The organism is Aeromonas sp. ASNIH8, from assembly GCF_002919855.1.
In the GTDB taxonomy this organism is placed as follows: Bacteria; Pseudomonadota; Gammaproteobacteria; order Enterobacterales; family Aeromonadaceae; genus Aeromonas; species Aeromonas caviae.
The window spans coordinates 1-21733 of the sequence record NZ_PQLN01000029.1 but is presented as its reverse complement, the minus strand read 5'-3'; the positions used below and the strand labels follow the sequence as shown (position 1 = coordinate 21733).

35 protein-coding genes are annotated in these 21733 nt (G+C 59.3%); 24 read left to right on the top strand and 11 right to left on the bottom strand.

The window, feature by feature from the left end; translation table 11 throughout:
* Position 1: 1 nt before the first annotated feature.
* The 10 genes from C3418_RS09845 to C3418_RS09805 all read right to left on the bottom strand — a co-directional run bounded on the left by C3418_RS09845 (position 2) and on the right by C3418_RS09805 (position 5039).
* Positions 2 to 199: a hypothetical protein gene (locus tag C3418_RS09845; RefSeq protein WP_043163252.1), complete on the bottom strand. Its 198-nt coding sequence runs from the start codon at positions 197 to 199 to the stop codon at positions 2 to 4.
* Positions 196 to 489 carry a hypothetical protein gene (locus tag C3418_RS09840; protein ID WP_103858411.1) on the bottom strand — a complete coding sequence of 98 codons (294 nt, stop codon included), beginning with the start codon at positions 487 to 489 and terminating at the stop codon, positions 196 to 198. The genes C3418_RS09845 and C3418_RS09840 overlap by 4 nt, the downstream gene beginning before the upstream one ends.
* 75 nt (positions 490 to 564) lie before the next feature.
* Positions 565 to 867, bottom strand: coding sequence for a hypothetical protein (locus C3418_RS09835; RefSeq protein WP_103858386.1), 303 nt, complete (start codon positions 865 to 867; stop codon positions 565 to 567).
* 2 nt (positions 868 to 869) lie between these two features.
* Entirely contained in the window at positions 870 to 1298 is a 429-nt protein-coding gene (locus C3418_RS09830; RefSeq protein WP_103858385.1) for a hypothetical protein, read from the bottom strand.
* 37 nt (positions 1299 to 1335) lie between these two features.
* Positions 1336 to 2370, bottom strand: coding sequence for a conserved phage C-terminal domain-containing protein (locus tag C3418_RS09825; protein ID WP_103858384.1), 1035 nt, complete (start codon positions 2368 to 2370; stop codon positions 1336 to 1338).
* Positions 2367 to 3971: a DNA cytosine methyltransferase gene (locus tag C3418_RS09820; RefSeq protein ID WP_103858383.1), complete on the bottom strand. Its 1605-nt coding sequence runs from the start codon at positions 3969 to 3971 to the stop codon at positions 2367 to 2369. The genes C3418_RS09825 and C3418_RS09820 overlap by 4 nt, the downstream gene beginning before the upstream one ends.
* Positions 3964 to 4119, bottom strand: coding sequence for a hypothetical protein (locus C3418_RS24360; RefSeq protein ID WP_005310221.1), 156 nt, complete (start codon positions 4117 to 4119; stop codon positions 3964 to 3966). Before C3418_RS24360 ends, C3418_RS09820 begins: the two co-directional genes overlap by 8 nt.
* 50 nt (positions 4120 to 4169) lie before the next feature.
* Positions 4170 to 4388 carry a hypothetical protein gene (locus C3418_RS09815; RefSeq protein WP_005310218.1) on the bottom strand — a complete coding sequence of 73 codons (219 nt, stop codon included), beginning with the start codon at positions 4386 to 4388 and terminating at the stop codon, positions 4170 to 4172.
* A 4-nt stretch (positions 4389 to 4392) separates the two neighbouring features.
* The gene (locus tag C3418_RS09810; protein WP_103858382.1) at positions 4393 to 4782 is read right to left on the bottom strand and encodes a hypothetical protein; all 390 of its coding nucleotides are present in this window, start codon (positions 4780 to 4782) and stop codon (positions 4393 to 4395) included.
* Between the two features lie 41 nt (positions 4783 to 4823).
* Positions 4824 to 5039 (bottom strand): Cro/CI family transcriptional regulator, encoded by a 216-nt coding sequence (locus tag C3418_RS09805; RefSeq protein WP_005310214.1) that lies wholly within the window; start codon positions 5037 to 5039, stop codon positions 4824 to 4826.
* A gap of 53 nt (positions 5040 to 5092) precedes the next feature.
* Between C3418_RS09805 and C3418_RS09800 the strand changes: the two genes are divergently transcribed.
* The 23 genes from C3418_RS09800 (at position 5093) to C3418_RS09690 (ending at position 20464) form a co-directional block, all read left to right on the top strand.
* Positions 5093 to 5791 carry a helix-turn-helix domain-containing protein gene (locus C3418_RS09800; RefSeq protein ID WP_235680071.1) on the top strand — a complete coding sequence of 233 codons (699 nt, stop codon included), beginning with the start codon at positions 5093 to 5095 and terminating at the stop codon, positions 5789 to 5791.
* A gap of 730 nt (positions 5792 to 6521) precedes the next feature.
* Positions 6522 to 6767, top strand: a complete 246-nt coding sequence (locus tag C3418_RS09795; protein WP_103858381.1) for a hypothetical protein — start codon at positions 6522 to 6524, stop codon at positions 6765 to 6767.
* 315 nt (positions 6768 to 7082) lie between these two features.
* Positions 7083 to 7601, top strand: a complete 519-nt coding sequence (locus C3418_RS09790; protein WP_103858380.1) for a hypothetical protein — start codon at positions 7083 to 7085, stop codon at positions 7599 to 7601.
* A 321-nt stretch (positions 7602 to 7922) separates the two neighbouring features.
* Entirely contained in the window at positions 7923 to 8609 is a 687-nt protein-coding gene (locus C3418_RS09785) for a Rha family transcriptional regulator (protein WP_103858379.1), read from the top strand.
* A gap of 75 nt (positions 8610 to 8684) precedes the next feature.
* Positions 8685 to 8876, top strand: coding sequence for a PA3496 family putative envelope integrity protein (locus tag C3418_RS09780; protein WP_103858378.1), 192 nt, complete (start codon positions 8685 to 8687; stop codon positions 8874 to 8876).
* 2 nt (positions 8877 to 8878) lie between these two features.
* On the top strand, positions 8879 to 9244 hold the full coding sequence (locus C3418_RS09775) for a hypothetical protein (protein ID WP_103858377.1): 366 nt from the start codon (positions 8879 to 8881) through the stop codon (positions 9242 to 9244).
* Entirely contained in the window at positions 9241 to 10086 is an 846-nt protein-coding gene (locus C3418_RS09770) for a PD-(D/E)XK nuclease-like domain-containing protein (RefSeq protein WP_103858376.1), read from the top strand. The genes C3418_RS09775 and C3418_RS09770 overlap by 4 nt, the downstream gene beginning before the upstream one ends.
* A complete protein-coding gene (bet, locus tag C3418_RS09765) occupies positions 10083 to 11060 on the top strand; it encodes a phage recombination protein Bet (RefSeq protein WP_103858375.1) in 978 nt (325 codons plus the stop codon). The genes C3418_RS09770 and bet overlap by 4 nt, the downstream gene beginning before the upstream one ends.
* A 48-nt stretch (positions 11061 to 11108) precedes the next feature.
* Positions 11109 to 12197, top strand: a complete 1089-nt coding sequence (locus tag C3418_RS09760; protein WP_103858374.1) for a hypothetical protein — start codon at positions 11109 to 11111, stop codon at positions 12195 to 12197.
* A 49-nt stretch (positions 12198 to 12246) separates the two neighbouring features.
* Complete coding sequence (locus tag C3418_RS09755; RefSeq protein WP_103858373.1) at positions 12247 to 13464, top strand: hypothetical protein; 1218 nt, start codon at positions 12247 to 12249, stop codon at positions 13462 to 13464.
* Complete coding sequence (locus C3418_RS09750; RefSeq protein ID WP_103858372.1) at positions 13461 to 14045, top strand: MT-A70 family methyltransferase; 585 nt, start codon at positions 13461 to 13463, stop codon at positions 14043 to 14045. The genes C3418_RS09755 and C3418_RS09750 overlap by 4 nt, the downstream gene beginning before the upstream one ends.
* A gap of 58 nt (positions 14046 to 14103) precedes the next feature.
* The gene (locus C3418_RS09745; protein ID WP_053288688.1) at positions 14104 to 14283 is read left to right on the top strand and encodes a hypothetical protein; all 180 of its coding nucleotides are present in this window, start codon (positions 14104 to 14106) and stop codon (positions 14281 to 14283) included.
* 20 nt (positions 14284 to 14303) lie between these two features.
* Positions 14304 to 15215, top strand: a complete 912-nt coding sequence (gene rdgC / locus C3418_RS09740) for a recombination-associated protein RdgC (RefSeq protein ID WP_103858371.1) — start codon at positions 14304 to 14306, stop codon at positions 15213 to 15215.
* Positions 15212 to 15556, top strand: coding sequence for a hypothetical protein (locus C3418_RS09735; protein ID WP_103858370.1), 345 nt, complete (start codon positions 15212 to 15214; stop codon positions 15554 to 15556). The genes rdgC and C3418_RS09735 overlap by 4 nt, the downstream gene beginning before the upstream one ends.
* Positions 15553 to 15906, top strand: a complete 354-nt coding sequence (locus C3418_RS09730; RefSeq protein WP_103858369.1) for a hypothetical protein — start codon at positions 15553 to 15555, stop codon at positions 15904 to 15906. The genes C3418_RS09735 and C3418_RS09730 overlap by 4 nt, the downstream gene beginning before the upstream one ends.
* A complete protein-coding gene (locus C3418_RS09725) occupies positions 15870 to 16088 on the top strand; it encodes a hypothetical protein (RefSeq protein WP_103858368.1) in 219 nt (72 codons plus the stop codon). Before C3418_RS09730 ends, C3418_RS09725 begins: the two co-directional genes overlap by 37 nt.
* A gap of 28 nt (positions 16089 to 16116) precedes the next feature.
* Positions 16117 to 16464, top strand: coding sequence for a hypothetical protein (locus C3418_RS09720; RefSeq protein ID WP_103858367.1), 348 nt, complete (start codon positions 16117 to 16119; stop codon positions 16462 to 16464).
* Positions 16465 to 16511: 47 nt separating this feature from the next.
* Complete coding sequence (locus tag C3418_RS09715; RefSeq protein WP_103858366.1) at positions 16512 to 16817, top strand: DUF4406 domain-containing protein; 306 nt, start codon at positions 16512 to 16514, stop codon at positions 16815 to 16817.
* Between the two features lie 82 nt (positions 16818 to 16899).
* Entirely contained in the window at positions 16900 to 17160 is a 261-nt protein-coding gene (locus C3418_RS09710) for a hypothetical protein (protein ID WP_146054100.1), read from the top strand.
* 65 nt (positions 17161 to 17225) lie between these two features.
* Entirely contained in the window at positions 17226 to 17663 is a 438-nt protein-coding gene (locus tag C3418_RS09705) for a hypothetical protein (protein ID WP_103858364.1), read from the top strand.
* On the top strand, positions 17650 to 17853 hold the full coding sequence (locus C3418_RS09700) for an excisionase (protein ID WP_234917510.1): 204 nt from the start codon (positions 17650 to 17652) through the stop codon (positions 17851 to 17853). The genes C3418_RS09705 and C3418_RS09700 overlap by 14 nt, the downstream gene beginning before the upstream one ends.
* Positions 17820 to 18995 (top strand): site-specific integrase, encoded by a 1176-nt coding sequence (locus tag C3418_RS09695; RefSeq protein ID WP_258039934.1) that lies wholly within the window; start codon positions 17820 to 17822, stop codon positions 18993 to 18995. The genes C3418_RS09700 and C3418_RS09695 overlap by 34 nt, the downstream gene beginning before the upstream one ends.
* Positions 18996 to 19225: 230 nt before the next feature.
* Complete coding sequence (locus tag C3418_RS09690) at positions 19226 to 20464, top strand: integrase domain-containing protein (protein ID WP_010673972.1); 1239 nt, start codon at positions 19226 to 19228, stop codon at positions 20462 to 20464.
* 62 nt (positions 20465 to 20526) lie between these two features.
* On the opposite strand, the gene C3418_RS09685 is transcribed toward C3418_RS09690, so the two are convergent.
* On the bottom strand, positions 20527 to 20931 hold the full coding sequence (locus C3418_RS09685) for an H-NS family nucleoid-associated regulatory protein (RefSeq protein WP_010673971.1): 405 nt from the start codon (positions 20929 to 20931) through the stop codon (positions 20527 to 20529).
* 582 nt (positions 20932 to 21513) lie between these two features.
* Here C3418_RS09685 and C3418_RS09675 point away from each other — a divergent pair.
* A partial coding sequence (locus tag C3418_RS09675; protein ID WP_024176516.1) for an IS5/IS1182 family transposase occupies positions 21514 to 21733 on the top strand: 220 nt, incomplete at its 3' end.

Here is a 21733-nt window from a genome sequence, read left to right as displayed (position 1 = left end):
CTCACCCCCGCTTGGCTTTGTTGCGGCGCTTGGCGGCGGCACGCTGGCGTTTGGCGGCCCTGTCATTGCGCGGGTTGGGGTGGCAGAATGAGTAACCGGCGCGAAATACCGGGAAGTTATCGCATAGGATTTCATCACCAAGGCTCACGGTGCGCACAACATCCGAGGTGGATAGTTTGAATCCGAGGAAGTTTGTCATGCTGCCACCGCCTTGGCCGCAACAGCCTCGGTAGTGGGGAGCGGGGTCAGGTGGTAATGCCACACCTGCTTGCCGTCGATATTCTGGTTGCTGGAGTGCTTCGCCCAGCCGTAGCAGCAAACTTCACGCAGTCTGGCGCTGATGGCGGCCTGGGTGTCGGCGTGGCCGTAGCGGCTCCAGCACTCGCGCTCGATGTCGCGCAGGGTGCGGGCCTTGCCGTCGCTCATGATGGATATCACGCGCCCCAACTGGGTCGCGATGGATAGATCTCGGGTATGCGGTTTGGTCATGGTCTGGGTCCTTTGGTCAACGGCCGGGTGGTCTAGGTCCGGCCTGAAACATGTTACGGCGCGATATACCGATTGTCACTGGTTGGCAAGGCCCTCCCCTTCGAAGTTATCCACAACCCCAAATGAGTCACCGCCTCGCAACGCCAGCACTGGCGCGGCTCTCAGCCGTGCGGCTTCCTCCGCCACTCGCTCCGGCGTCGTGCTCTGCACCAACCAATGCCCTGCGCCACGCTGCTGATCGGTGTATCCCAGCGCATCGATCTCGTCGGCCACCTCGAGCTGCACACGCTCCCCGCACCAACCCCGAACGGGCGGATAGATCACCACCCGGCAGAATTTCGCGGCCTTGACCGCGGCGATCACGTCTTGGTTGAACATCCCTAAATCCTCCCTGTGATGGTGTAACCGCGCTGGCGGCGTTCGGTGAGTATCCTGTCCAGCTCAACCTGCACCGCCTCGCTCGTCACGTCGCCGTCACGCTGCAACACAATCACGGTCGCCTCCATCTCGCATGCCCTGATGGACATCTCCAGCCGCGGTGCCCTGGTTGGTGCGGCCGTGGCTGGCTGCCGGCGCAGTATCTCTGCCCGCACTTCTGCCGGACGCGGGGCGAACTGGCGCTCCACATCGGCCGCCATGTCCTGCACCACCTCCCGGATCTGGGCTGGAGTGAACCCGCGCAGCACGCCACCCCAAGCCAACGCCACACCGCGGGCATTGGCATCCAGCTGGTTGGCGCTGGCAGGCCAACTCCCGGCCATCAGCGGCAGCAGCTCCTCAGCGATGAATGCGGCCATGCGGGCGCTCATGGCGGGTGCATCCTGGTTGGCTGGCAGTGCGGTCACGTTAGAGGGGAGTGTCGTCGTCATAGCTGACAGCTCCCGATTCGATGAGACTGCGCGCCTGCTGCTGGGCGGCGGCAATGTTGGACATCGGCTTGCGCTTACCCTCGAAGCCCTCCCACTCGCCGTTCAGACAGCGCGGGCGACCGATCTGAACCCAGCGTTGGGCGCCAGCCAGGTACCCGGCGAACTTCTGCGGCGCAAACAGGGTCATTGGCCGCAGGTATTCGGCCATTTTCAGGTTTGCGGACCAGTGCTCGCGCTTGAAGTCGATCACCAGTTGCAGATCGGCCACGGAGTAGCCCTCCGCCAGTCTGGCGTTGATGTTCTGCAGGGTGGTTGGCTTGGCCTGATAGCGGCGATTGCATGCGGCGTTGAGGTGGTTCAGCACAGCCAGAGAATCCGCTGATGGCTCTGCCGTTTTTTTAGCCGGTTTTGTTTCGTCAGAAACAGAACAAGAGATCTGTTTATTATCTTCAGAGTTTATATTGTTATTAATGATAAGATCTTCGGCATGATACTCCGCACCTAACTCCGCGCCGCTGAGTTGGCGATCACCCTCTAACCCCATATCTGGCGCGCCATCAAACTCCGCACCATACTCCGCGCTAAAGTGTTGCGAAACTCCGCGCTGATAAGCGTCGAAATTCAGCAGGCTGATGATGGTGTAACCACTCTTGCCCTGCTTGGTCGTCCTGCTGATCGCTCCCTCCTCCTCGAAATAGTCCAGCGCCCGGCGAGCCTGATCCTCAGATACGCCACACGCTTTCCCGAGCGAACGAGCAGAGCAAGCCAGCTGACCACGATGAATGGTGAGGCGGTTGCCATTGAAGGTGACTTCACGGCTCTCGTAGGCCGCATCCAGCAGCAAATGCAGCCACACGGACTTCTTGGCAACATCCTTGTACCAGGGGGCATTCAGCATCGACGAGTAAGCGAGGCGGAAGCCATTGCGGGCATTTTCGCTCACGTTGCTACCTCTGCTGATAGGTTTGGAAATGGGGGCGCCTGCCCCCGGGAATTTGATAACGGTGTTCATGCTGCCTCCACCTGCGCATCTGCGCACATCTCAGGCAGGTTGGCGCGCACTAGAGCCGCAGCAAGCGGCGGGCATACGGCATTGCCACAGCGGGCCACCTGCGCGGTTTTGGTGAACTTCTTGCCGTTGGCATCGTTGGCGAACACGTAGTCAGCCGGGAAACCCTGAGCAGCGAACAGCTCATGGGGTTCCAGCATCCGCATGCCGATATCGACGATCTGATAATCCTCACCGCGTACAGTGACCAGACCGAACCGGTCCCGAGTCGTAACTGTATGCAGGGGCTCGGAGCAGGGGGTGGTTGAGTCGTTGCCGTAATACTTGAGCAGGAATGCTCGCACCTCTCCAACATGCAGCCCGCCAGCAGTGACGGTAGGCATGGGGTAGGTTACTGGTTGGCCGTCTTGGCAGGTGCCCCGTAGCTTTACCAGATGACTGGTTACCAGTGCGTTATGGTCAACGGTGGTCACTGTTGGCAGCGGCTTGGTCAGTTCAGCCCCTACCACTCCGGTGTAATGCTTGGCCAGAAAGGCGGTTACCAGCTGGCTCTTGTCTGCCTTTGCCATCACCGTCCCCAGCGGCTCCTCCACCGATTGGCCTACAGAACGACCGAACTGGCGGGCGATGACAGGCGACACCAGCGCAAAATGCCCCCCCTTGACTTGGGCGCAGATGGTGCGCAGTGGCTCATCTGCAGGCATGTTGCGCTGATGGCTGGCGTTGGCGTGCTCTGTGATGAATGGAGCAAAAGCCGACTTGCCATCTATCGGCACAATGAATGGCTGTTCAGCGTTGATAACGAAGCGATCCAGCCCCTTGGCGATCCGGCGCAGGGTATTCTCGGCCAGTGGGCGCTTACGTTCGAAAATCGACGGGCAAGGGATCGACCAGTCGATGATGTCTGCAGCAGTTGGCCACGGCAGCAACTTGCCAGCTTTCACCTCAGCGCTATCTGGTGCTCCATGGGTTGGCTTTGGCCAAACGATGGGTGCGCCATCGCGGCGGGCAATAAGAAACAGGCGTTTGCGGATGGTCGGTGTGCCGTAGTCACAGGCGCGCAGCTCGCGCCATTCCACCTTGTAGCCTTGGCGGCGAAAGGCATTGACGAAACTGTTGAAGGTGCGCCCCTTCTTGGCTGGATCTGGGCGGGAATTGCCTTCCTTATCGATAATCAGCGGCCCCCATGTCTGAAACTCCTCGACGTTCTCCAGCATGATCACCCGGGGGCGAACCTGGGCAGCCCAGCGCAGGGCAACCCATGCCAAGCCCCGGATCTTCTTGCTGACCGGGGTTGAGCCCTTGGCCTTGGAGAAGTGCTTGCAGTCAGGCGACAGCCAGACCAGCCCGACAGGGCGACCAGCTACCACGTCACGCGGCACTATGTCCCACACCGATTCGCAATAGTGCTCAGTGCTGGGGTGGTTGACGGTGTGCATGGCTATCGCATCAGGGTCGTGATTGATGGCGATTTCGGGGCTACGGCCTAGCGCCATTTCGATCCCTGTAGAGGCGCCGCCGCCACCGGCAAAGTTGTCCACGACGATTTCATCAAACAGGTTGAAGGTGTTGCGGCATACCGCCGCGACTGGAGACTTACGCATTGGTCACCTCCTGCTCGGTGTACTCACAGGTGGGGCACTCGTAGGCGAGGTCATTGGTACCAGATTGCAGCTCACAGCCGCACAGAGGGCAGTGGTTGAGGTCATGGGGCAAGGGGTGGCCCCCATGGGCCATGGTTGAATTGGTCATTGCTGGGTCCTGTTGTATTGCTGCCCGGTGGTGAGCCGGGCAGGTGCTGCCTATGCGCTGGGTTGTGCCTCGGCACGTTCAAGGGTGCGGGCTTCGAGCTCGCGTGCCAGACGAACGGCCTGACGATCAGTGCCGGCGGCGTGGGCAGTCGAAATCAGCGGCTCATCGAGGGCCAGGGCCAGCTCATGCATGACCGATTTCAGGATGATGTTGTCCCGATCACTGACATGTTGGGATGCAGGGCGCGGCGGACGGAGTTGCATAGTCATGGGGTTACCTCCCGAGGACGAAGTTGATGAGTTTTTGCAGGGGGCGCAGTGGGCGCTCCTCGTTGTAGGCGGCCTCGTCTTCCTGGCTGAACTGGAGCAGGCCGCGCTCGGGCAGACCGGAGCCATCCAGGATCTCCTCAACGGTGACGGGCGGAAATCCCTGCTCGAGCAGGCTCCGATTGGCCCGTTTGACGGCTCTCGCCAGGATTTGCGGCTCATGCTGAGATATGGCCTTGAGCAGGATCAGCAGCGAGGTGCGGGCAAATGCGGTTTCGGTCATGCCACACTCGGCGCCGACTTCCTGCCATACCTGGCGCTGGGCCGGGGTACCGCGCACCCGCAGCGGGGAGCGGGTGCTCATATTTTCATGATCGGGGAGCGATACTCTTCCCATGGGGTTGGTCCTCTGTGTTGGGTGGTAGAGTTGGCCGCTGGTCAGGCAGCCTGCTGGGTAGGGTGGTCTTGCTCCTTGATCAGGGGGTAATCCTCCAGTCCCAGCCGCAGCTCGCCATTGCTGGCGATGACAAAGCTGACTGCATGCTGGGCTGGGATCACCTCCCCCCACTTCACGGCAAGACTGCGGGAAATACCGATCGCTTTCATGGCGCGGGCCATATTGCCGAAATAGCCGATTACTTCATGTTTCTTCATTGGTCTGGGTCCTGTGCATGGTGACATGCAAATGATGTCCTCTATAGAGAACGATGTCAATCTTCAACGTCTCCCAAAGTGATCAGTCAAGGAATTACAATTTAGTCTCTAAAGAGAACAAGAGGTTATTGATGAAAACTTTCGGGCAACGCCTTGAGGAAAAGCTGCAAGAGTTGGGCATCAGCATGTCTGAGCTTGCGCGCCGTACCGGCTTATCCAAGAGCGTGATTAGCAACACCATCAATAACCCGAATCGTGAAATGCGAGTGTCATCCCTGATTTCCATTGCCAGGGTGCTGAAGGTTGATCCCATATGGCTATACACCGGCCGCAGCAGTGGTGATCTGCTGAACGACATTCAGTTCAATTCGGATAAAGTGCCGGTCTGGACCTTGGATGACGTGGGGAACCTGGCAACAGATATGCTGCCGAACATGAATAGCGGGCGGTATGTGGTGGCAGAGAACCAAAGCCACAGCATTGCCATCGAGGCCACAAACGATCACCTATCAAAATCAGGCATTGTGGCCGGTGACATCTGCATCTTCAGCTTGGCTGACCGCACTCCAGAGGAGGGTGCTGTAATGCTGATCAGGCTCGAAAAGAATGATCAAGCGCGGCTGCTAAGGGCAATGTCGGGGATTGATGGATGGGTTTACGGTGTAGACGATCCAAGGCTTGGCACGGTCACATCCAGTGAGGCTATCGTGCTTGGCAAGTTGTCAGAACTGAGGCGCAACGAGATCAAGTAACCCCCTCTCCTCTCCCTCCCCTTAACCCGCTTCGGCGGGTTTTTTGTTGTTCAAAAAAAATATCGTTTATTTTAGAGATCGGTGTTGACCAATCGTTCTCTAAAGAATACAGTTTGCACATCGTCCTCTTGAGAGAACGACCAAGGCCGGGAGCAACAAGGGGCAGCGTGGAAGGCGGCCAATCGTGGTGAAGGTCTTGGGAAAACTCCCGCTCTGGCGGAGTAAAAGGCCAGAACACAACTGCATTGGCACTGCGCGACCAGACGCGAAACTGGCACGGAGTGTATAGGCGAAAGGAAGCTCAAGTGACCGAGGCTCTCGTGGAGTTGGTACGCCGTACGACACCAAGCCCGAATGAATATCGGAGCCTGCTTCTCAATCAGTGCCAATGACAGTTGTGGTGAATGTGCAGGCTGATGCTACGCCCATCGGTGCGGTTCAAGTCCATGAGGGTCTTCCTCGAAAACAGAATGTGCCGGGATCAGCTCCGGCCACCACACAGAACTTAGACACCCGGCAACAGGACCCAGCCCCAGCCAGGGCAGCAGTGAAGCGCCTCACCAGCGCGTAAGAACGACAAAGCCCCGCACAGGGCGGGGCTTTGACGGACCAGGGAACCACCCCCAGTCATTGCGCCGGGGGACCAACCCCAGCAACAGGACCCAGCATGAATATGAATAGTCAGGTGGGTATTAGCGAGGACCAACTCGCCAACAGGAGTGAATGTACCATGACCAAGCGCATTTTTTCCAGGGCCGCGAAACGCGCCGACCAGATCGTTGCCGCCATCGCCGACCGCCTGAACGGCAACGCCGCCCGCCGCCGAACCATCAAGCAGCGCTTGGCGGTTGCCATGATGGCCACCGAGCGGCACCAGATTGTTGCCGCCCGTGCAGCCCAGAAGCGCACCACCGGCCTCACCACGAGTAACAACCTTCTCAAATGGCGCGCTGAGCTTCACCGCGCCGCAGTTTGATAACAGGGTCGAGCCCTCCCCCGCATAGGGCTCAAGCCAAGACGCATTTAATAGACACCGCGAGTGTGTCTTGGCTTCTTGCAGCCTGAATTCAGGATTGCACCGCTCTTTAACAATTCGGATTGGGCAGTCACCGCTCGCAATCTGCTGGCCCGGCAGATCGCCATTAACCCGTCAAACCGGAACATGGCGCTGGAAGGTGACAGCTAGCCACTGGCAACAGTGGCCAGCCTGGAGCCCCTTGCATCAGGGGGTTGCAGGCTGACAGCCGCCCCAAACAGATCCATAATACCCCCTTCGAAACAAGGAGGGGTTATGAATCGACCTGGGAAGATTTTAATGCCAATGCTATTGCTTCTCGCGGCACAAGCTATGGCTGGAGAGCCAGAAAACAAGTGGAATGGCTGGATTGTTGACGATAACTGCGATTACCTTACCGGGGTAAGCACCGTGTCAGCCAGGGCAGAGGATGACATAATCGGGCTTGTTATAAACAGGCAAGGCAGTATGGCTCTGTCTCTGCCAAGTAGGTTTTATTCTGGAATTCGCAGTAAAAGCGAAACTTTTACTGACGTTGCGGTGACGATAAATGGCGTAAAGCTAAAATCTACCGTGGTTTATAGCGCCCCGAGCATTAAGGTTGTGCTTGTAAAGCCAGACACAGATAAAGGGCAGGCTTTTTTGCTGAATGCAGCTTACGGTCCAGATGGTGGGGCAGGCTTGTCGCCAAAAGACATGGATATCTTATTTCAGGGGATCAGCGCGAAAGCCAAATTTCCTTCGAATCCCCAGTCTGGGATCGATGAGCTCTCCTCCTGCAAGCCGCCGATTTAACCTTAACGCATAACATTTATACCAAGCCCAGCCACTGCTGGGCTTTTTCATGGATTGACAACCATGCCAATGTTTCTAGATACTATAAAAGCAACGGCAAAATCCGTTGCCGGGATTGGCGTCCTGAACCTACAAGAGCGCATCGACACGCGCTAGCGTGTTTTTTTATGCGCGGCCCAGCAGTACCTGTCAGTTATGGCGGGCTGGGCGGGGGCCCTTCGGGGCGCCGGGTCTCTTGTAGCCGGTACGCCAACCCTGCTCAGTTCGCCACCAGATGATTGGCGTCATTGGTGGCGATTCACTCTACAAGAGGAATTGACCATGAATACTCAAGCCATTGCCCCCGCTATCATGCAGAACCTCGTCGCCGTTGTCGAAAGCGGCGCCCTGATGACCACCTCGCTCAAAGTCGCCGATGCCTTCGGCAAGCGCCACGACAACCTGTTACGCAAGATCGAAACTCTCGGATGCTCGACAGAATTCAACGCCCTCAATTTTGAGGCGGTTGAATATCTTGATCTGAAAGGTGAAACCCGTAAGGCGTGGAACATGACCAAAGACGGCTTCATGTTTCTGGTCATGGGCTTCACCGGCACCAAAGCGGCCACCATCAAAGAAGCCTACATCGCCGAATTCAACCGCATGGCCGATGAGATCCATCGCCGCGAGTTGGCGACACTGGTAGACGACATCCCCTTCCCGCCCGTTGCCAGCGAACTACACAAATGCAGCGGGCAGCAACTGGCCAAGGCCCTCTGCCACAAGCTGGGCGCCACCCGCTACATGCTCAGCATCGAGCCAGACAGCGGCAGCATGAGCGGCCGCCACGGCGGGGATAGCCTCACCCTCTGGCCGGTTGCCGACTGTGCCCACGTCATTGACCCCACCGACCCGCGCGACATGCAACGCATGCTCGACCTGATGAGCAATGACGACCTAGCCGATCTGATGAAGCTAACCCTGGCTTCCGTCACTCGGCGCACCAAATCGCTGATGCAGCCACGCTAACCAGCGCCAGTTTCAACCAACAACCCCAGCCCTCGTGCTGGGGTTTTTGTTTTTAACCACCACAGGACCCAGACCATGAAAAATCTGACCGAGGCCCAGCTGATGGGCTTTCGCGGCGCGATGGTGCCACCCACCCGCCGCAAGTACCACGTAGACGCCGCCCCATCCGCCGAACAGGCGCGGGTGGCCCGCAACAAAGCCTCTGCCCGCCGCGCCATCGAGGTGTATCAAGAGCAGCGCGCCCTGCGACTGGAAATGGAGATGTAGCCATGACCAATGAAACCACCCTGCTCGCCCTGCTGGAGAGCCGCGAAGCCGAGGCCAACGCCAAGGCTGAGTGGATCGCCGAGTGGACCGCGACAAACCGCCCTTTGCTGCTGGCCGGCATGCTCGAAACTGACCCGGCCACCCTGCTGGGCGAGCTCAACGCCGACCAGTACCGCCACTACAACCAGGCCATCTGGCTGCTGATGCATGAAGGCCGGCAAGCACCGCTGATGCAGTTCATTGACCAGGTGGTCGATGCCGGGTTGGCAGAGCTCGCCCAGGCCGCCTGGCGTAGTCACCTCGCCGCCCTGCACGACGCCATGAGCGACCAGCAATGGGAGCAGTACCAGCAAAGGAGCGCAGCATGAATGCCATCGCCGACACCTCCGCCGCACACCCGCTTGGCAGGGTGTTCGGCCTCTCCAACGAGGAGTACCACGCCGGCCCCGGGGTCAGCAAAAGTCAGCTCGACCAGATAGCCGAGAGCCCGGCCACCTATATCTGGGCCAAGAATGCCCCGCTCGACCAGGAGAAGCTCAAGGCCTTCGACATGGGCAGCGCCATCCACTGCCTGCTGCTGGAGCCCGACGAGTTCAAAGACCGCTTCATCATCGCCCCACCGTTCAACCGCCGCACCAACGCTGGCAAGGCAGAAGAGGCCGAGTTCCTGGCAAGCTGCGCAGAGCTGGGCAAGACGGTGATGGATGCCGAAGAAGGCCGCAAGCTCTACTTGATGCGTGACAGCGTGATGGCCCACCCGGACGCACGCTGGCTGCTGGAGCAGGAAGGGCACAGCGAGGCCTCCTTCTACTGGATTGACCCCCAGACCCAGGAGCTGTGCCGGATCCGCCCCGACCGCCACCTGAGCAATCACCCCATCATGATCGACGTGAAGTCGGTGGACGATATGGGGCGCTTCGAGCGCCATGTCGAGGACTTCCGCTACCACGTGCAGGATGCCATGTACTCCGAAGGCTTCCACCGGGTGATGGGCGAGGAGCCGGAATTCGTCTTTCTGGCTGTCAGCACCAGCGTGAACTGTGGCCGCTACCCGGTGCGGGTGCGCCCCCTTACGGATGACTGGAAGGATGCAGGCAAGGACCTGTTCCGCCGCGACCTCCATCGCTTCCACGACTGCCGGGTCAACAACGACTGGCACGACTTCAAACCCCTCCAGCGCCCAGCCTGGGCGACAAGGAAAGCAGCATGAGCAACATCACCAGTATCAAGCAGCAGGCGGCCGATAACTTCGCCGCCCAGTTCCCCATTCTCGTCCAGCGAGGCATCGACGAACCGACCTGGAACGCCCTGTGTAACACCATCTACCCGGGAGCCAACCCCGATTCGGTGGTCATGGCTATCGACTACTGCAAGGCTCGCGGCCTGGACATTCTGCTCAAGCCGGTCCACCTCGTCCCCATGCAGGTGACTGATGCCCGCTCCAAGGAGAAAGTCTGGCGGGATGTACCTATGCCCGGGATCGGCATGTACCGGATCCAGGCCGATCGCTCCGGCAACTACGCGGGGGCCGATGAACCCGTGTTCGGGCCGGATGTCACCGAAGAGTTCCAAGACCCCTACAACCAGAGCGCCAAGATCAAGGTCACCTACCCGCAGTGGTGCAAGTACACCGTCTATAAGATGGTCAACGGCCAGCGGGTTGCCTTCCACGCCCTGGAGCGCTGGAAGGAGAACTACGCCACCCAGAGCGGCAAGACCGAGTGCCCCAACGCCATGTGGCGCAAGCGGCCCTATGCCCAGCTCGCCAAGTGCACAGAGGCGCAGGCGCTGCGCAAGGCCTGGCCGGAGATCGGTAGCGAGCCCACCGCCGAGGAGATGGAGGGCAAGGAGATCATCATCAACGAGATCCCCGGCAACCAACCGCAACAGGGGGTACCCGCAAAGAGCCGCGCCCTGGATGCCATCCGTGGCCAGAGCACTGAACCGGTCACCCTGGAGCACGAGCAGGTGGCCGAACCCGCCCAGGCCGACCACGCCAACGCCTACGCCGACCACTGCGCCGCCATCGAGGGATCCGGCGACGCCGCCGAGTGGCAGCAGGCCTACACCACCGCCTGGACCTGGGCCAACGAAACCGGCGACCAGAACATCATCGCAGGTATCAAGCAGATCGCCGGCGAGCGCAAGAAGCAACTCAGTGCCGGGAACGGCGCCCAGCAATAACTCATCAGGCCCGCTCACTGCGGGCCTTTTCAATCCTAAGGACCCGTCATGACCGAACAAGCCAAGACCGACAACACCCAGGCCCAACTGGTTGTCATCGAACCCACTACCGCCGTCGCCCTGTTCACCGAGGGCCAGGGCGTGGCTGAACTGCTGGCCGACATTCGCCAGAAGGCAACCAGCCTGGTACCCGACATCACCACCGCCAAGGGCCGCAAGGAGATCGCCAGCGTCGCCCATGCTGTCGCCCGCACCAAGACCTACCTGGACGGGCTCGGCAAAGAGCTGACCGACCAGTACAAGGAGATCCCCAAGCGCATCGACGCCAACCGCAAAACCCTGCGCGACACCCTGGACACCTTGAAAGACGAGGTGCGCGCCCCGCTCACCCAGTACGAAGCGGCAGAGGAGGCCCGGGTGGCAGCACTGCAATCCCGACTGGCCCGCCTCAATGAACTGGGATCCTCTGCCAGCATCGAGATCGCCGCCGCCAACCTGCAGGCCATGCTGCAGGAGGCCGAGCAGAACCCCCTGGACGACACCTGGCAAGAGCTGCTGCCCCAGGCGACCGTAGCCAAGGAGCTCGCCGCCAAGCGCCTCGGCGAGGCCCTGGCAGCCCGCCAGAAGTACGAAGCCGAGCAGGCAGAGCTGGAGCAGCTGCGCCAGAAGCAGGCCGAACAGGATCGCATAGACCGCGAGCGCCTGATAGCCGAGCAGGCGGCGGAGCAAGCCCGCCTTCAGGAAGAGAATCGCCAGCGCTTGGAGCGTGAAGCCGCCCAGCACCGCGAGCAGGAGGCACAGCGCCAAGCCCAGGCCGCCCGTGAACGTGAAGAACAAGCCCGGCGCGATGCCGAAGCCGCCGAGCTGGCCCGCCAGCAGGCCGAAGCCAACGCCGCACACCAGGCGGAAGAGGCTGCCGCCCGCGCCGCAGAACAAGAGCGTCAGCGCATCGCCGACGAGCAGCGCCAGAAAGCCGCAGAGGATGCTGCGCGCGCCGCCGATATGGAGCACCGCCGCACCATCAACAACGCCATCCTGATGGACCTGATGGGCTTGGGGATCGATGAGGGGAAAGCCATCAACCTCATCAAGCACATCGCCAGCAACAAGATCGACCACCTGACCATCAACTACTGATCACCCGCCCCGCCGCCAACGGGGCTTTTGCAATCCCAGAGGACCAACCATGACCACGCTGAACCCCAGCGAGGCGACCAGCCTCGCCCTGAACACCCTCACCAGCCAGATCCGCAACATCCTGCTGATGCCGGACGCCCCGGCCAAGGCCGCCATCGGCAGCTTCGAAACCCTGCTCAACGCCAACCTGACCATGATCAGCGAGGCGGCCAACGCCCACATCGACGAGTTCAACACCCTGATCGGCGAGCTGGAAGGCCGGGATGGCGAGCTGCTCACCCAGGCTGCCCTGGTCAGCCAGCTGCGCCAGCAGGTAGCCGAAGCCGAGCAGCGCATTGCAGCAGCACGGCAAGAAGGCGCCGCCGAGCTGGAGGCCATGGCAGACGAGCTCTACAAGGCGCAGCGCGCCCTGAACGAGATTGAGGCCAAATTCAGCGCCCTGCAATTCACCTCCCGCCAGACCGATCGCCAGCTGGCTGACCTCAAGGCCATGGACCCGGCAGGAATGAAGCGCCGCATCAAGGAGAAAAACGACCAGCTGGAGCTGCAGCGCACCGCGATCGCCAAGCACAAGAGCAATGAGGCCGCCTACCGCGCCGAGGTGCTGAAACTCGAGCGCCGCATCAAAGACCTGCTGGATGTCATCAACGAGCAGGATCGTGAGCTGGAAAGCCGCCACGGCGTCATCATGGAGCTCGAGAGCTGCCGTGATGCCAAGCTGGTCTGGTTCAAGCACCTTGCCAAGACCTACAAGGGCGAGGACGGCACGCTCTGGAATGTCTACCTGGTGGATCACGGCCTGCAGTCAAACCTCCCCTACCTCATCAATGACCTCAACTGGAAGCTGCACGCCATGAAATCCGATGGCTCCGGTTGTTCGGTCATGCTGAGCCAGTGGATGAACCCCATCTACCCGACGCCATATGGTGCCGGGGCCCCTGATGCCATGACGCAGGACATCTTCGCCTTCATGCAGGAGGCACTGGAGCAGAGTCACCCCCACCTGCAACCCCGCACCGAATGGGCCAAGGCAGTCAGCATCCATGAATGCGGCCTACCGCCGCGCACCATCAAGCCGCTGGAAGAGGCCGGGATCGACACCCTCTACAAGGTGATGAGCCACCAGGGGAACAAGCTGGACAAGGTGAAGGGGATCGGCGCGAAGCTGGTCGGCCAGATCGTCTATGCCTGCGAGCTCAAGGTGAAGCTGTGGGAGGAGAAGTTCGCAGCTGGCCAGCACGCTGAGCAGCACAAGGAGGCTGCATGAAGATCGACATCCACAGCACAAACCACAAGTACCGAGTGATCTACGCGGACCCAGCCTGGCAATTCAAATCGAAGAAGTCAGGCGGCTCAATGAAAAGCGGGGCTGCGCAGGTGTACAGCGTCACATCGATAGAGGACATGAAGGCGCTGCCAGTGGCGAGGCTGGCAGACGACAACTGCATGCTGGTCATGTGGTGGGTAGGCAGCATGCCACAAGAGGCCATCGACCTGTGCCAAGCCTGGGGATTCCGGATCATGACCATGACCGGCTTGGTGTGGGAGAAGCGCACCGTAAACGACAACCCCCACTTCGGTATGGGGTGGGCAACCCGGGCCGGTGCGGAGTGCGCCCTGATCGGCATCAAGGGCAAAGTCAGCAACCTGGTAGTAGACAAGGCTGTGCGCTCGGTCATTCGAGCCAAGGTGGGGCGCCACAGCGAAAAGCCGCACGAGTGCCGAGAGGCGATCGAGAAACTGTGCGGTGATGTCCCACGCATCGAGCTCTTTGCCAGAGCAGCCGCCCCAGGCTGGGACTGCTGGGGCAACGAAGCCCCATCACTACCAGAGCAGTCCGCAGCCTGATACCCCCAACCCATCCAACGCTATCCCCACAGGAACGGTGGGTATGTCGAGGACCCCCATGAAAGCCACGGAAAACCCCTACTGCGGCGCAGTAGTCATCGGGTTGGGCGTCGTCATGCCCCATCCCAAGCAGCCCGGCAAGTTCATCCTGCCCGGCGGCATCACCTGCGATCGGCAAACCGCCGAGGCCGCAGCCAAGAAGATCCACGACCTGCAGGCCAAGAAAGCCCGCAACTAACCGACCAAAGGACCCAGACCATGTGGTTTAAAAACCTTCAAGTTTACCGCTTCACCCGCCCGTTCGAGTTGACCGCCGAACAACTGGAAACCCAACTGGAGGCGTGCGCCTTCACCCCCTGCGGCAGCCAGGATATTTCCCGCTTCGGCTGGACCCGCCCACTCGGCAAGTTCGGCAGCACCCTGACCCATGCCGCCGCCGGCCAGATCCTGCTGTGTGCCCGCCGCGAGGACAAGATCCTGCCGGCAACCGTCATCAAGGAGGCGCTGGCAGAGAAGGTGGAGGCCATCGAGTACGAGCAGGGCCGCCCCCTCAAGAAGAAAGAGAAGGAAGCGCTCAAGGAGGAGCTGCTGCACACCCTGCTGCCCCGGGCGTTCAGCCGTACCGCCAACACCTTCGCCTGGATCAACCCGGCCGACGGCCTGCTGATGGTCGATGCCTCCTCCGCCAAGAAGGCGGACGATGTGCTGGCTCTGCTTCGCAAGTCCATTGGCAGCCTGCCGGTGGTGCCGGTGGCGCTCAAGAACCCACCCGAGATCACCATGACCGCATGGCTGCAAGAGGGAAATCTGCCAGCAGCTTTCACCCTGGAGGATGAATCCGAGCTGCGCAGCGCCATGGAGCACGGCGGGATCATCCGCTGCAAGCAGCAGGACCTGATGACCGACGAGGTGAAAAACCACCTCGCCAACGACAAGCTGGTCACCAAGTTGGCCCTGAACTGGGGTGAGCGCCTCAGCTTCGTGCTGGGTGATGACCTCTCCATCAAGCGCCTCAAGTTCAGCGAGGAGCTGCGCGAGCAGAACGACGACATTACCAGCGAAGATCCGGCCGCCCGCCTGGACGCCGACTTTGCACTAGTGACCGGCGAGCTCTCCCAGTTCATCCCGGCCCTGTTCAATGCCCTGGGTGGTGAGGAGGCGCCGCTATGACCGACATCACCATTACCGACACCAAAGAGGTCTGGGTGGTTTACACCAACTCCGACCTCACCGAGGGGCGTGGGCATCAGTACCCGATCCACGTCTGCGGATCAGCATCCACCGCCGCACGCATGGCGACACGCAAGGGCGTCCAGGGGAGCGACGCCAACGTCAGCAAGGAGATCGCCGTGAAGGTGCGCGGAAGTTGGCTGGCGCCGGTGAACATCATTGAGCCAAACGATGCAGATCGCCGCGCTGATGCGCTCAATGCAGAGCGCCTGCGGGTGATGGACAAGGCCCGGGCCGCCGGCCTGACGAACGACGAAATCAGAATGCTGGGGGATGTATGAGCGAACAACAACGCATAACAGAGCTACTGCGAGATCTACACGGATACATCGGCGCCTCGATACCGCAGACCATTTCCGAACACTACCGGGGTTGCGACCTGCTTGATCGTATCGATGCTGTGTTGGCGGGCAAGCTGCCAGACCATATTGCTGACGTCAGCAATATGGTCGCGCCGGAAGGCTGGCAGTTGGTGCCGGTGGAGGCGACCATGGCAATGATCAGTGCAGCAACAGCGGCGACTACCGGGTTTGGCACCCGCGCACAATGGGATGCCATGCTCGCAGCCGCACCAAAGCACCAAGGAGGTGAGCCGTGCGATTCCGCGAGCCTATCATTCAGCCCGGCCTGACCCGCACCGAAGCAGAAGAGACCCGCGCCAGATACCTCCGCATCAACCCCGGCGCCCGGGTCACCATCGACAGCCAACCCGATAACCCCCAGCTCAAGACCCTGATAGCCCACCTCCCCGTCCTGCCGTTCAGGCAAGTCATGGAGCCCGGCTTTATCGGGTACCGGGGCTGGCGTTGCTAATCAATCACACAAAGGATTCGAATAAAACATGAACATCAACCTGAAGGGAAGCCGGACGCAAGTAACTATCGACGGCAGGACATTCACTGGGCGCAGCGTCTCCATCGTCAATGGCAAGGTTATCGTCGATGGCAAAGAACAGGACGGCCAGCTGGTTGGCCCTGTATCGGTCACCGTCAACGGCGATGTCGAAGTACTGGATAACCCAACTGGCACAGTATCGGTAACCGGCTCAGTGGGCGCCGTCAAAACCATGTCCGGTGATGTGCACTGCAAGGATGTGTCCGGATCAGTATCCACCATGTCCGGTGATGTCACATGCGGCACCATTGGCGGCTCCGCTTCCACAATGTCCGGCGACATCAACCGCCGCTGACCAATCAAGCCCCGGCCAGCCCGGGGCTTTCTATTTAAGGACTCACCATGGCGAAAATCTACATCGCCGGGCCTATGTCAGGCCTGCCGAACTTCAACCGCGACGCCTTCAACCTAGAGGCCGAACGCCTGCATGCCCTCGGGCATGTCGCGCTCAACCCGGCGATCCTGCCGGATGGGCTGGAGCAACACGAGTACATGGCCATCTGCATCGAAATGGTCAAGATGGCCGATCAGTTGGTCATGCTGCCGGGCTGGGAGCGCAGTGCCGGCGCCCGGGCAGAGCACGCCCTGGCCATCAAGCTCGGCAAGCCGGTGATCCTCACTTCAATCCAACACGAGGAGGCGGCATGACCAAACAACGGGCGGTCGGGATCGCAATCCTGGCTCTCAATGTACTGGCCGTCATCGTGGCGGCCGTTCTATTTGTGAAGGGATGAGTATGTGCAACTGCCAGACCATGGCGCGCGACCTATCAGAAACGCAGGGCGGGCGCTTCCCGCCAAGCACCCACGCGCCGAACTGCGAGGACTTCAAACCGCTTGAATTTGCCAGCATCAAGTTCGACAACGCCAGCTTTATCGTGCCGGCAGATGAGCGGGACGGGGTGCTCGAGAACATCGACGGGCCGAGCCAGGTTGAAACCGTGATGCTCACCCAGGACCAGTTCGACAAACTGCCTGAGTGGGAGGGGTGACCGAATAACGGCCCTTCCTTCAATCCCCCCGGCGCCCCATCCTCTGGGACAGGAGGGCCACGCCAATGCAACAGCTTCAATTGACCATCGACCAGGACAGCCAGCTACTCAACGAGCTGGTCAGCACCGTGCGCTCCCCCACCCTTTCCCGATCGGCCAAGCTCGCCGAGATCGGCCGTATCCTGGCGCACTTCGACCTGCCTATCGAAGCGCCCCGGGTTGCTGGCCAGCTCTGGAGCGCCACCGAACTGGGCAGGGAGCTGGGGGTAAGTGCCCAGGCCATTGGCCGGCTGGCTAACCAGCACCAACTCAAACGCCCGGCGTTCGGGGAGTACCGCCTTGACCAGGCGGTCAGCAGCAGGAAGCAGGTGGAATGCTTCCTCTACAACCGAGCAGGCCGGGATGAAATAACCAGACTGACGAGGACCAACCAACATGGGAACAGCAACAGATCCGGCACAAAGCCAAATTCAGGGTCAGCTCATCATAATGAAAATGCCTGACGCCATCCCGCTAAGCACCTACCTGAGCACCATCGAGCTCACCGACCGGGACACCATCAACAAGCGGATACAGCGTGGCATCTGGCAACTGGGGGTGCACATCGTCAACGTGGACGGGGTGAAGGAACGTTGGGTCAACATCGCGGAGGTAACCAAGTGGGCAATGAAAAACAGCTCCCACGCGGCGTGAGCCTGCGCGGTGAGACCATCAACATCACCTTTACCTTCAAGGGGGTTCGCTGTCGTGAGCCCCTGTCCAACTTGCCGAACACCACCGCCAACGTGCGCTACGCCTCCCGCCTGCTCGGGGAGATCCAGGGCAAGATAGAGCGGGGCCAATTCGCCTATGCCGACTACTTCCCGAAGTCCAAGAAGTTGCGGATGTTCGGCGGTGCCTCGATCGCCGCCAAGGTGGCCGATTACCTGGACGAGTACCTGCACCGCTGCGAGCGCCGGGGGCTGAGCCCATCCACCATGGTTGGGTACCGCAAATGCCACAAGGCGCTGGCCGATCTGCACGGGATCACCGTCTCGGAGCTGACCCCAGCCCAGGTGAAAAACTGGCTGATCAGGGGAGGCACTACCGCGAAGACGGCCCGCAATCGGCTGTCGTTCCTGCGCAGCGCCATCGACGAGGCGGTCACGGATGGTTTGCTGGCATCAAACCCTGTTTCGCTGGTGACCGTTTCCCGATATTTGGACGGGAATTCAGTTCCCGAGCAGGGAGCCAAGGACGTGGACCCCTTCACCCCGGAGGAAGTGGCCGCCATCATCTCGACAGCCCACGGCATCAATGAGCAGTGGGCCAACCTGTTCTCCTTCGCTTTCGCAACCGGGATGCGGCCGTCAGAGCTGTGCGCCCTGCGCTGGGAGGAGATCGACTGGGTCGGTAACACCGTGCAGGTGTCGCGCGCCAAAGTGGTCGGGGTCATCAAGACCACCAAGACCCGGGCCGGAACTCGCACCATCGAGCTGACCGGCGAGGCGCTGGCGGCGCTGACCAGCCAGAAGCGCTTCACCTTCATGCGGGGGGAGTATGTTTTTGACGACCCCAAGCTCAACCAGCCATGGGCCGGGGCCGACGCCATTAGGAAGAAAGCCTGGCTCTACACCCTCAAACGATCCGGCGTTCGCTACCGCCACCTCTACCAAACCCGTCACACCTTCGCCACCGCCAACATCAGCCGCGGCTGCAACCTGTTTTGGCTCTCCACCCAGATGGGACACAAGGGGCCAGAAATGCTGTTTCGGCACTACGGATCCTACCTTGCCGAGTACGACGGCCAGACAGCAAAAGCGCCAATCCTGATCCAAAATCCAACTGGAAAATAAAAAACCCTTATAGTTCAATTGGTAAAGCTGCACAGTCCGGGGGTTCAAATCCCCCCAGCTCCACCAAATACCGGTCCAACAGTGACCAACGAAGTCCAAGAAACCCGCATAGCATAAGGCTTTGCGGGTTTTTTGTTGTCTTATGCTGTCCAATGGGGTGCGTTGCCATCCAGCCCTTTTAGGCATATCGTTAGGCATATCGTTTTGTATGCCTTCCGGAGCGTATGCCTATGCCTCGTATCACCCGTCCCTTATCCCCAACCGAGATCAAAGCAGCCAAGCCCAAAGAGAAGGAATACACCCTCTGCGACGGGGCTGGTCTGGAGCTCGTCATCAAGCCCAATGGCTCCAAGTTGTGGCGCCTGCGTTACTACCGCCCCCTAACTAAACAGAGAAACATGATCAGCTTTGGCTCCTGGCCGGAGATGTCGTTGGCTGAAGCGAGAGAGAAACGCTCCGAAGCCAAAACGTTGCTGCAACAAAACATCGATCCCCAACACCATCGTGATGAGCAGGCATCCGCTGCGTTATCACAGAGCGAGCACACCTTTGAAGCCGTCGCCAAGCGCTGGTTTGATGTTAAGCGCCCTTCCGTCACCCCGGCATATGCCGAGGATCTCTGGCGTTCTCTCGAAATGTACCTGTTCCCCGAGATAGGCACAGTGCCCGTTATGGAAATAAAGGCACAGCGAGCCATCAAGATCATCGAGCCCATCGCTGCTGCTGGAAAACTCGAAACCGTGCGTCGCCTCACGCAACGGGTGAACGAGATCATGACCTTTGCTGTTAACTCTGGTCTGATCGACGCCAACCCTTGCTCGGGGATCAGCAAGGTGTTTCAGCGGCCAGCCAAACAGCACATGCCCAGCATTAACCCCAACCAGTTACCAGAACTGATGAACAGGCTATCGAAGGCCAGCATCAATTTGCAGACCCGCTGCCTCATCGAATGGAGCCTGCATACCTTGGCTCGCCCCAGCGAGGCGGCCGGAGCAAGGTGGGCAGAGATCGATATGGAAAAGAAACTCTGGCGGATCCCACCAGAGAGAATGAAGAAGCGCAGAGGTCATGACGTGCCCTTGACGCCGCAGACACTTGCCTACCTGGACCTCATGCGACCGATCAGCGGCCATCGTGAATTTATCTTCCCTGGTATCCGTAATCCTAAAACGCACACCAACGAGCAAACAGCCAATGCGGCCTTGAAAAGAATGGGATATGAAGGGACCTTGGTCGCTCACGGCCTGCGAGCCTTGGGCAGCACCACCCTGAACGAGAGAGGATTTGATCGAGACGTTATAGAAGCTGCCTTGGCGCACTCTGACAAAGATGAAGTCCGTAGCGCATACAACCGCACGGATTATCTGGAACGTCGCCGAGAAATGATGGTCTGGTGGTCAGAATATATCGATGCAGCATCCAGAGTCGGTTCAGCACTGACGTGGTTGCCATCGTCAAATGTCAGCTGAGCTAAGTTTCAATAACTCAACAACGCAATAGAAAAAGGACTGGTTAGCCAGTCCTTTTGACATCAAATCAGGAATTCTTCCAACTGCCTGCCTTGCTCCAGCATGGCGGCCAACGCTTTAGGAGTGCGTCCCTGGCCGGTCCAGGTGCGCTCTTCACCATTTGCCATATAACGATACTTCGGCGGACGCGGAGCACGTTTCGTGCCATCACGTTGAGCTTTCCCGGCTGGAACGCCCTGTACGAGCTCAGTAGGGTCAATGCCAGCATCAGCCAGCATTGCTTGGAATTCGGCCAGCTTGGCCAAACGCTCGGCATCGGCTGCGCGGGTCTTTTCTATCTCAGCAACCCGCTCGTTATAAATCGAGGAGAACTTCTCATTCGCTTCTTGCAACTGTTCAAAGGAGAGCTCACGCAATGCAGCCCGCAAGCTACGAATATTCAGCAACACTTTCAGAAATTCAGTCATGATTAAGATCTCTCAATAAGGGGCACACCGTCAGCCACATGGATAGCTACTGACTCTGGTGATATAGGTCTTTCAATCTGGATCGTTCTGGTGACTGGTCTGAATAGTGAACAGCACGATTCAGGTAGTAATAACAGTGTTGAATTTTACGCTATTACACCTCATCGATGCAAATGCCATTAATTATCGTTTTAGCATTCTGTCGTCATCAGTGTCCATTTGAATTTGTTGTATTTATACGCAACACATAAAAACGAGGGGATTGGTCCCCTCGCTGTGCTTAACAGACTAGTCATCTCCGTAAATGCTACTAGGGAAAGTGCGAACAAGTATCCCAAGAACAATAAATGAAAATTTTAGTCATTTAATATCAATGGGTTACCAGTAAATGCTCTCGTGCCATATGACTTATTCGCACCTTCCCTAATAAACTGCTTCATCTTGAATACCGAACGTTGTAAGTGGTTCAACATAGCTATCTCTTTATTAATTTAATTAACACTCACCTTCCTAGGGAAGGTGCGAACAAGTCCCTGATATGAGATCATGTTTGTCATCTGGAGCCATGAAAAAGGGTTCATCATGAGTCATCAGCTCACCTTCGCCGACAGTGAATTCAGCAGTAAGCGCCGTCAGACCAGAAAAGAGATTTTCTTGTCCCGCATGGAGCAGATTCTGCCATGGCAAAACATGGTGGAAGTCATCGAGCCGTTTTATCCCAAGGCTGGTAATGGCCGGCGACCTTATCCGCTGGAAACCATGCTACGCATTCACTGCATGCAGCATTGGTACAACCTGAGCG

Excerpts from the sequence above, each read along its gene's own strand:
- C3418_RS09845 (WP_043163252.1), bottom strand. The coding sequence starts at position 199 with ATGACAAACTTCCTCGGATTCAAACTATCCACCTCGGATGTTGTGCGC.
- C3418_RS09840 (WP_103858411.1), bottom strand. The coding sequence starts at position 489 with ATGACCAAACCGCATACCCGAGATCTATCCATCGCGACCCAGTTGGGG.
- C3418_RS09835 (WP_103858386.1), bottom strand. The coding sequence starts at position 867 with ATGTTCAACCAAGACGTGATCGCCGCGGTCAAGGCCGCGAAATTCTGC.
- C3418_RS09830 (WP_103858385.1), bottom strand. The coding sequence starts at position 1,298 with ATGAGCGCCCGCATGGCCGCATTCATCGCTGAGGAGCTGCTGCCGCTG.
- C3418_RS09825 (WP_103858384.1), bottom strand. The coding sequence starts at position 2,370 with ATGAACACCGTTATCAAATTCCCGGGGGCAGGCGCCCCCATTTCCAAA.
- C3418_RS09820 (WP_103858383.1), bottom strand. The coding sequence starts at position 3,971 with ATGCGTAAGTCTCCAGTCGCGGCGGTATGCCGCAACACCTTCAACCTG.
- C3418_RS24360 (WP_005310221.1), bottom strand. The coding sequence starts at position 4,119 with ATGACCAATTCAACCATGGCCCATGGGGGCCACCCCTTGCCCCATGAC.
- C3418_RS09815 (WP_005310218.1), bottom strand. The coding sequence starts at position 4,388 with ATGACTATGCAACTCCGTCCGCCGCGCCCTGCATCCCAACATGTCAGT.
- C3418_RS09810 (WP_103858382.1), bottom strand. The coding sequence starts at position 4,782 with ATGGGAAGAGTATCGCTCCCCGATCATGAAAATATGAGCACCCGCTCC.
- C3418_RS09805 (WP_005310214.1), bottom strand. The coding sequence starts at position 5,039 with ATGAAGAAACATGAAGTAATCGGCTATTTCGGCAATATGGCCCGCGCC.
- C3418_RS09800 (WP_235680071.1), top strand. The coding sequence starts at position 5,093 with ATGTCAATCTTCAACGTCTCCCAAAGTGATCAGTCAAGGAATTACAAT.
- C3418_RS09795 (WP_103858381.1), top strand. The coding sequence starts at position 6,522 with ATGACCAAGCGCATTTTTTCCAGGGCCGCGAAACGCGCCGACCAGATC.
- C3418_RS09790 (WP_103858380.1), top strand. The coding sequence starts at position 7,083 with ATGAATCGACCTGGGAAGATTTTAATGCCAATGCTATTGCTTCTCGCG.
- C3418_RS09785 (WP_103858379.1), top strand. The coding sequence starts at position 7,923 with ATGAATACTCAAGCCATTGCCCCCGCTATCATGCAGAACCTCGTCGCC.
- C3418_RS09780 (WP_103858378.1), top strand. The coding sequence starts at position 8,685 with ATGAAAAATCTGACCGAGGCCCAGCTGATGGGCTTTCGCGGCGCGATG.
- C3418_RS09775 (WP_103858377.1), top strand. The coding sequence starts at position 8,879 with ATGACCAATGAAACCACCCTGCTCGCCCTGCTGGAGAGCCGCGAAGCC.
- C3418_RS09770 (WP_103858376.1), top strand. The coding sequence starts at position 9,241 with ATGAATGCCATCGCCGACACCTCCGCCGCACACCCGCTTGGCAGGGTG.
- bet (WP_103858375.1), top strand. The coding sequence starts at position 10,083 with ATGAGCAACATCACCAGTATCAAGCAGCAGGCGGCCGATAACTTCGCC.
- C3418_RS09760 (WP_103858374.1), top strand. The coding sequence starts at position 11,109 with ATGACCGAACAAGCCAAGACCGACAACACCCAGGCCCAACTGGTTGTC.
- C3418_RS09755 (WP_103858373.1), top strand. The coding sequence starts at position 12,247 with ATGACCACGCTGAACCCCAGCGAGGCGACCAGCCTCGCCCTGAACACC.
- C3418_RS09750 (WP_103858372.1), top strand. The coding sequence starts at position 13,461 with ATGAAGATCGACATCCACAGCACAAACCACAAGTACCGAGTGATCTAC.
- C3418_RS09745 (WP_053288688.1), top strand. The coding sequence starts at position 14,104 with ATGAAAGCCACGGAAAACCCCTACTGCGGCGCAGTAGTCATCGGGTTG.
- rdgC (WP_103858371.1), top strand. The coding sequence starts at position 14,304 with ATGTGGTTTAAAAACCTTCAAGTTTACCGCTTCACCCGCCCGTTCGAG.
- C3418_RS09735 (WP_103858370.1), top strand. The coding sequence starts at position 15,212 with ATGACCGACATCACCATTACCGACACCAAAGAGGTCTGGGTGGTTTAC.
- C3418_RS09730 (WP_103858369.1), top strand. The coding sequence starts at position 15,553 with ATGAGCGAACAACAACGCATAACAGAGCTACTGCGAGATCTACACGGA.
- C3418_RS09720 (WP_103858367.1), top strand. The coding sequence starts at position 16,117 with ATGAACATCAACCTGAAGGGAAGCCGGACGCAAGTAACTATCGACGGC.
- C3418_RS09715 (WP_103858366.1), top strand. The coding sequence starts at position 16,512 with ATGGCGAAAATCTACATCGCCGGGCCTATGTCAGGCCTGCCGAACTTC.
- C3418_RS09710 (WP_146054100.1), top strand. The coding sequence starts at position 16,900 with ATGAGTATGTGCAACTGCCAGACCATGGCGCGCGACCTATCAGAAACG.
- C3418_RS09705 (WP_103858364.1), top strand. The coding sequence starts at position 17,226 with ATGCAACAGCTTCAATTGACCATCGACCAGGACAGCCAGCTACTCAAC.
- C3418_RS09700 (WP_234917510.1), top strand. The coding sequence starts at position 17,650 with ATGAAAATGCCTGACGCCATCCCGCTAAGCACCTACCTGAGCACCATC.
- C3418_RS09690 (WP_010673972.1), top strand. The coding sequence starts at position 19,226 with ATGCCTCGTATCACCCGTCCCTTATCCCCAACCGAGATCAAAGCAGCC.
- C3418_RS09685 (WP_010673971.1), bottom strand. The coding sequence starts at position 20,931 with ATGACTGAATTTCTGAAAGTGTTGCTGAATATTCGTAGCTTGCGGGCT.